General features: G+C 50.5%; 4 protein-coding genes. 2 read left to right on the top strand and 2 right to left on the bottom strand.

The window, feature by feature from the left end; translation table 11 throughout:
* Nucleotides 1-76: 76 nt before the first annotated feature.
* A complete protein-coding gene (gene rtcA, locus L0156_04545; protein ID MCI0602261.1) occupies nucleotides 77-1,105 on the top strand; it encodes an RNA 3'-terminal phosphate cyclase in 1,029 nt (342 codons plus the stop codon).
* 2 nt (nucleotides 1,106-1,107) lie between these two features.
* On the opposite strand, the gene L0156_04540 is transcribed toward rtcA, so the two are convergent.
* Both L0156_04540 and glpK read right to left on the bottom strand, forming a co-directional pair.
* The gene (locus tag L0156_04540; protein ID MCI0602260.1) at nucleotides 1,108-1,869 is read right to left on the bottom strand and encodes a YdcF family protein; all 762 of its coding nucleotides are present in this window, start codon (nucleotides 1,867-1,869) and stop codon (nucleotides 1,108-1,110) included.
* 8 nt (nucleotides 1,870-1,877) lie between these two features.
* Entirely contained in the window at nucleotides 1,878-3,380 is a 1,503-nt protein-coding gene (gene glpK / locus L0156_04535) for a glycerol kinase GlpK (protein ID MCI0602259.1), read from the bottom strand.
* A 191-nt stretch (nucleotides 3,381-3,571) separates the two neighbouring features.
* On the opposite strand from glpK, the gene L0156_04530 reads away from it, so the two are divergent.
* Nucleotides 3,572-4,341: DUF362 domain-containing protein (locus L0156_04530; protein MCI0602258.1), on the top strand; the 770-nt coding region annotated here is incomplete at its 3' end.

Raw genomic sequence — 4,341 nt, 5'->3', positions numbered from 1 at the left:
TGATGGAAGCGCAAAAAGATCTGGTAGAGATTGTTCACACATTGCGGCAGGTTGTTTGCGTGAAAGGATAAGGAAAATGTCTGATTGGATTGTGATTGATGGATCGATGGGGGAAGGCGGAGGCCAGATTGTTCGCTCCGCCCTCGCTCTGTCTCTGGTCACGGGAAAACCGTGTCGAATCGAAAAAATTCGCGCGGGACGGAAAAAGCCCGGATTGCTGCGACAGCATTTGACGGCTCTACAAGCGTCGGCAAAAATTGGCGGCGCCAAAGTAACAGGAGACAGCATCGGATCCAATCAAATTACTTTTGAACCAACCAGGATCGCAGGGGGCGACTACCACTTTGCGGTAGGAACCGCCGGAAGCACGACGCTCGTGCTTCAAACGATTCTGCCGGCCCTCGTGATCGCGGATTCGGAGTCCACTTTGACGCTTGAAGGGGGCACTCATAATCCCCTGGCTCCAACTTTCGATTTTCTGCAAAAAGCGTTTCTGCCTGTTCTTCACCGGATGGGAGTTGTTACCGAAACGAGATTGGATTGCTATGGTTTTTATCCGGCAGGAGGCGGAAAAGCGAATGTAAAAGTAAAGCCAGCCTCAAAGCTTACCCCAATAGACCTGGTCGATCGCGGTGCAATTTTAAACAGAAGAGCGCGGGCGATCGTGGCGAGTTTGCCAAAACACATAGCGGAGAGAGAACTGGCAACGTTACAAAAAACGCTTTCCTGGCCTTCGGAATCTTTTGAATTGATAGAAGTGAAGGACTGCCCTGGACCAGGAAACATTCTGATGACCGAACTGGAATCGGAGAACATAACGGAAGTATTTACTTCGTTTGGAGAGAAAGGTGTTCTCGCAGAAGCTGTTGCCGGGCGGGCGCTGGAGGAAACCACGAAGTATCTCAAGGCCGGAGTGCCGGTCGGTTCTCACCTGGCTGATCAGCTCCTCCTTCCCTTTGCAATGGCCGGCTCGGGAGCCTTTGTAACACTTCCATTGAGTAGACATTCTACCACCAACATAGAGGTGATCCGGAAATTCCTCGATGTCGACATTCAAGTGGAGCGCGCGGAGAACCGGAATTGCTTTGTCCGGATTTCCAGATGAGGTCAGGCTTTCCCTCTGAGACGGCTCCAGGTGATTCCCAGATATTCACGCATGGCCCTCTCCGATTGTTGCAGGGATGTGGCATTGGGCAGAACACGCAAAAGGAAAGGGGCGTTTTGCGGACGAAACGCATAATCGGTGGGAGCGGGAACCGGATTCATCTTTTGTTTTTGAAACAAGCTGACCGATCGCGGCATATGGATTGCTGAAGTCACCAGATAGAATTTTTCTTTCCCAATCATGGAAGCAAGAAACTTTACTTCCTCTTCCGTATCTTTGGATTTTGTTTCCGTCAAAATGTCTTCCTCCCTGACGCCGAGAATTTTTGACATATGAAAAGTTGCCTGCGCGTTTGGAACGGGATCAAAAACACCGCCCCCCGATACGATCAGCTTTCTACCAGGCTTGCTTCGATAGATCCGGATCGCCTCAACGACTCTGGCAAGAGAAGAGGAAGTGAGTTGTAAACCGGTTTGCCTCGAACTGTCGTGTCCTCCGCCAAGCACAACGATCCAGCGAATGTTCGATTCAGAAAGAGATTGGGCTGAAACAGGCTGATAACGGGACTCCAGAGATCTGGTGAGAACTCCCGCAACCTGCGGAGAACTGAAACACAGAAGGAACAAAACTCCTGTGATGATCAAGGCCTTCCCTGCTTTCTGCTTTCCGGTAAGCAGGATCAATAGACCTCCGGAAATCAACAGGGCAAGACAAATATTCAGCGGCATCAGGAGAGTCGAAACAATTTTTCTGAGAACCAACATGGGGGATATCATGAAGAAGACTGAAGAACCTGGCGGATTGCGTTTTTCCATCCACGATAACCCTGTTCCCGTTGATCAGGGGACCACTGCGGATCCCATTGCCGGTCCATTTGTGCGTGCGCGCTCAGTTCATTTGAATCGGACCATACGCCGGCGGAGAGTCCGGCACCGTAGGCGGCGCCTAATGCGGTTGTTTCGGAGACCACAGGCTTGATTACTGGAATTCCCAGGATGTCAGCCTGCAGTTGCATGAGTGTGCTGTTTGCTGTGGGTCCGCCATCCACTTTCAATATCGAAATCTGTTGTTGTGAATCCGACTCCATTGCATCCAGGACTTCTTTTGTTTGATAGCAGATCGCTTCAAGAGTCGCCCTGGCAAGATGCGCTGCTGTGTTGAATCGCGACAATCCCGTGATTAAACCGCGCACATCGGGCCTCCAGTAAGGAGCGTACAAACCGGAGAAGGCCGGCACAAAGTAGACACCGCCGTTATCCTGAACTTGATTTGCTAACTCTTCAATGTCGCTTGCTTTTCCAATGATCCTCAATTGGTCTCGCAGCCATTGAACGGCGGAACCAGTTACTGCTGCAGAACCTTCCAGCGCAAATACCGGCAGCGCGTTCGCAAATTGATAGGCAACTGTTGAGAGCAAACCTGAGGAAGAATGAATGATGTGATTGCCTGTGTTGACCAGCAAAAAATTTCCCGTTCCGTATGTGTTTTTTGCTTCACCCGGCAGAAGACAGAGCTGTCCGAACAATGCCGCCTGTTGATCTCCCAGCACTGCTCCGATCGGCACTCCGTCCAAAACGCTGCCACAGCTCACGACTCCGTACGCTTTTGAATCGATCGATGGCGCGATCCGCGGCAGGAGTTTCAATGGGATCTCAAAAAAACTCGCCAATTCCGGATCCCACTGTTGTGCGTTCAAGTCAAACAGCTGCGTCCGGCTTGCATTGGAGACATCTGTGATGTGAGTTCCACGTTTTGGTCCACCGGTGAAGTTCCAAACGAGCCAAGAGTCGATTGTTCCTGCAAGCGCTTTTCCCTTTCGGACCGCGTCCTGAACTGCTGGAACATTTTGAAGCAACCATTGAATTTTTGTTGATGAGAAATAAGTGGAAGCTGGCAAACCTGTTCTGAACCGGAGCGTCGATTCAAAGTCGCCAATTTGCTGAACGAGGGACTGGGCTCGCATATCCTGCCAGACGATTGCAGGATGCAAGGGCTGTCCCGTTTCGCTGTCCCAGATGACAATCGTTTCACGCTGATTGGTGATTCCCATCGCCGCGATGGAAGCGGAATTCAGATCGATTTGTTTTACAGCGGATTCGATCACCTCCAGACAGTTTTTCCAGATCTCCAGAGCATCATGTTCTACGTATCCTGGCCGGAGAAAAATCTGTTGATGTTCTTTCTGGGCGCGGCTGACTTCCTTGCCGTTTTCATCGAATAGAAAACATCGCGAGCTGGTTGTCCCTTGATCCAGTGCGGCCACATAAACATTCACGATGCACCGATCTTAGCACGGATATTCCTGATTTCACGTGGTGAAACCAAGTTTCAACATTTCAGATCATGCTGTGAAAGCTGGTTGCCTAGTTGCTTCAGGTCCGAATCAATCAACATGCGGATCAATTCTAAGCCCTGGCCGCAGTCTAGCACTAACCACCAGGGCGCCATACTGATATCATGTCTGTTATGGAGAAGCGAAGCGTAGTCGCGGTTGTTTCGGTGAAAGACTCCGTGCAGGAAGCAGTGCGCGAAGCCATGACGCTTGCCAACTACCAGAAACATCTAGAGCGAGGCAAGCCTACGTCGTTGAAGGTCAATCTCGGATGGGACCTTTTCATACCGGGTTCGATCACATCACCCTGGGTCTTAGAAGGAGTCATTCTGGCTTTGCGCGATTGGGCCGGACCACTTTATCTTGTGGAATCGGATCAGGTGCTGGAGAACATCGAAAAGGCATTTGAGAAATGCAAACTAAAGGACCTGTGCAGCCGTTATGGCGTTCAATGGATAAATATGTCCAAGGCTGAATCCGTGCGCATGCCTGTTCAGAATGGTAAGGTTTTTCAGTCCATTGAAATTGCGCGAATCCTTCAGGAATCCCAGGTGGTGACGATTCCGGTGATGAAAACGCACGCTAAAACGCAGATCACGGGCGCCATCAAGAACCAGTGGGGCTGCATCAGCAAAATGCGGCACAACTATCACCTGGTTTTAAGCGATGCGCTGGCCGACATCAATTCCGTAATCAAACCGGCCTTTGCGGTCGTTGACGCTACTATTGCATTAGAAGGAAATGGGCCGAAGTCAGGCAAACCCAAAATCGTGGACAAAATCTTCGCTTCCTCCGATATTGTCGCGGTGGATACGGTTCAAGCAAAAATGATGGGATTGGATCCTTCGACAATTGTCCATCTAGAGACTTGCGCCAAACGCTGTCTGGGAACAAATCAGCTGGA

Source organism: bacterium, assembly GCA_022616075.1.
In the GTDB taxonomy this organism is placed as follows: Bacteria; Acidobacteriota; HRBIN11; order JAKEFK01; family JAKEFK01; genus JAKEFK01.
The sequence above is the reverse complement of the archived record's forward strand: the minus strand, read 5'-3'. Positions and strand labels throughout refer to the sequence as shown.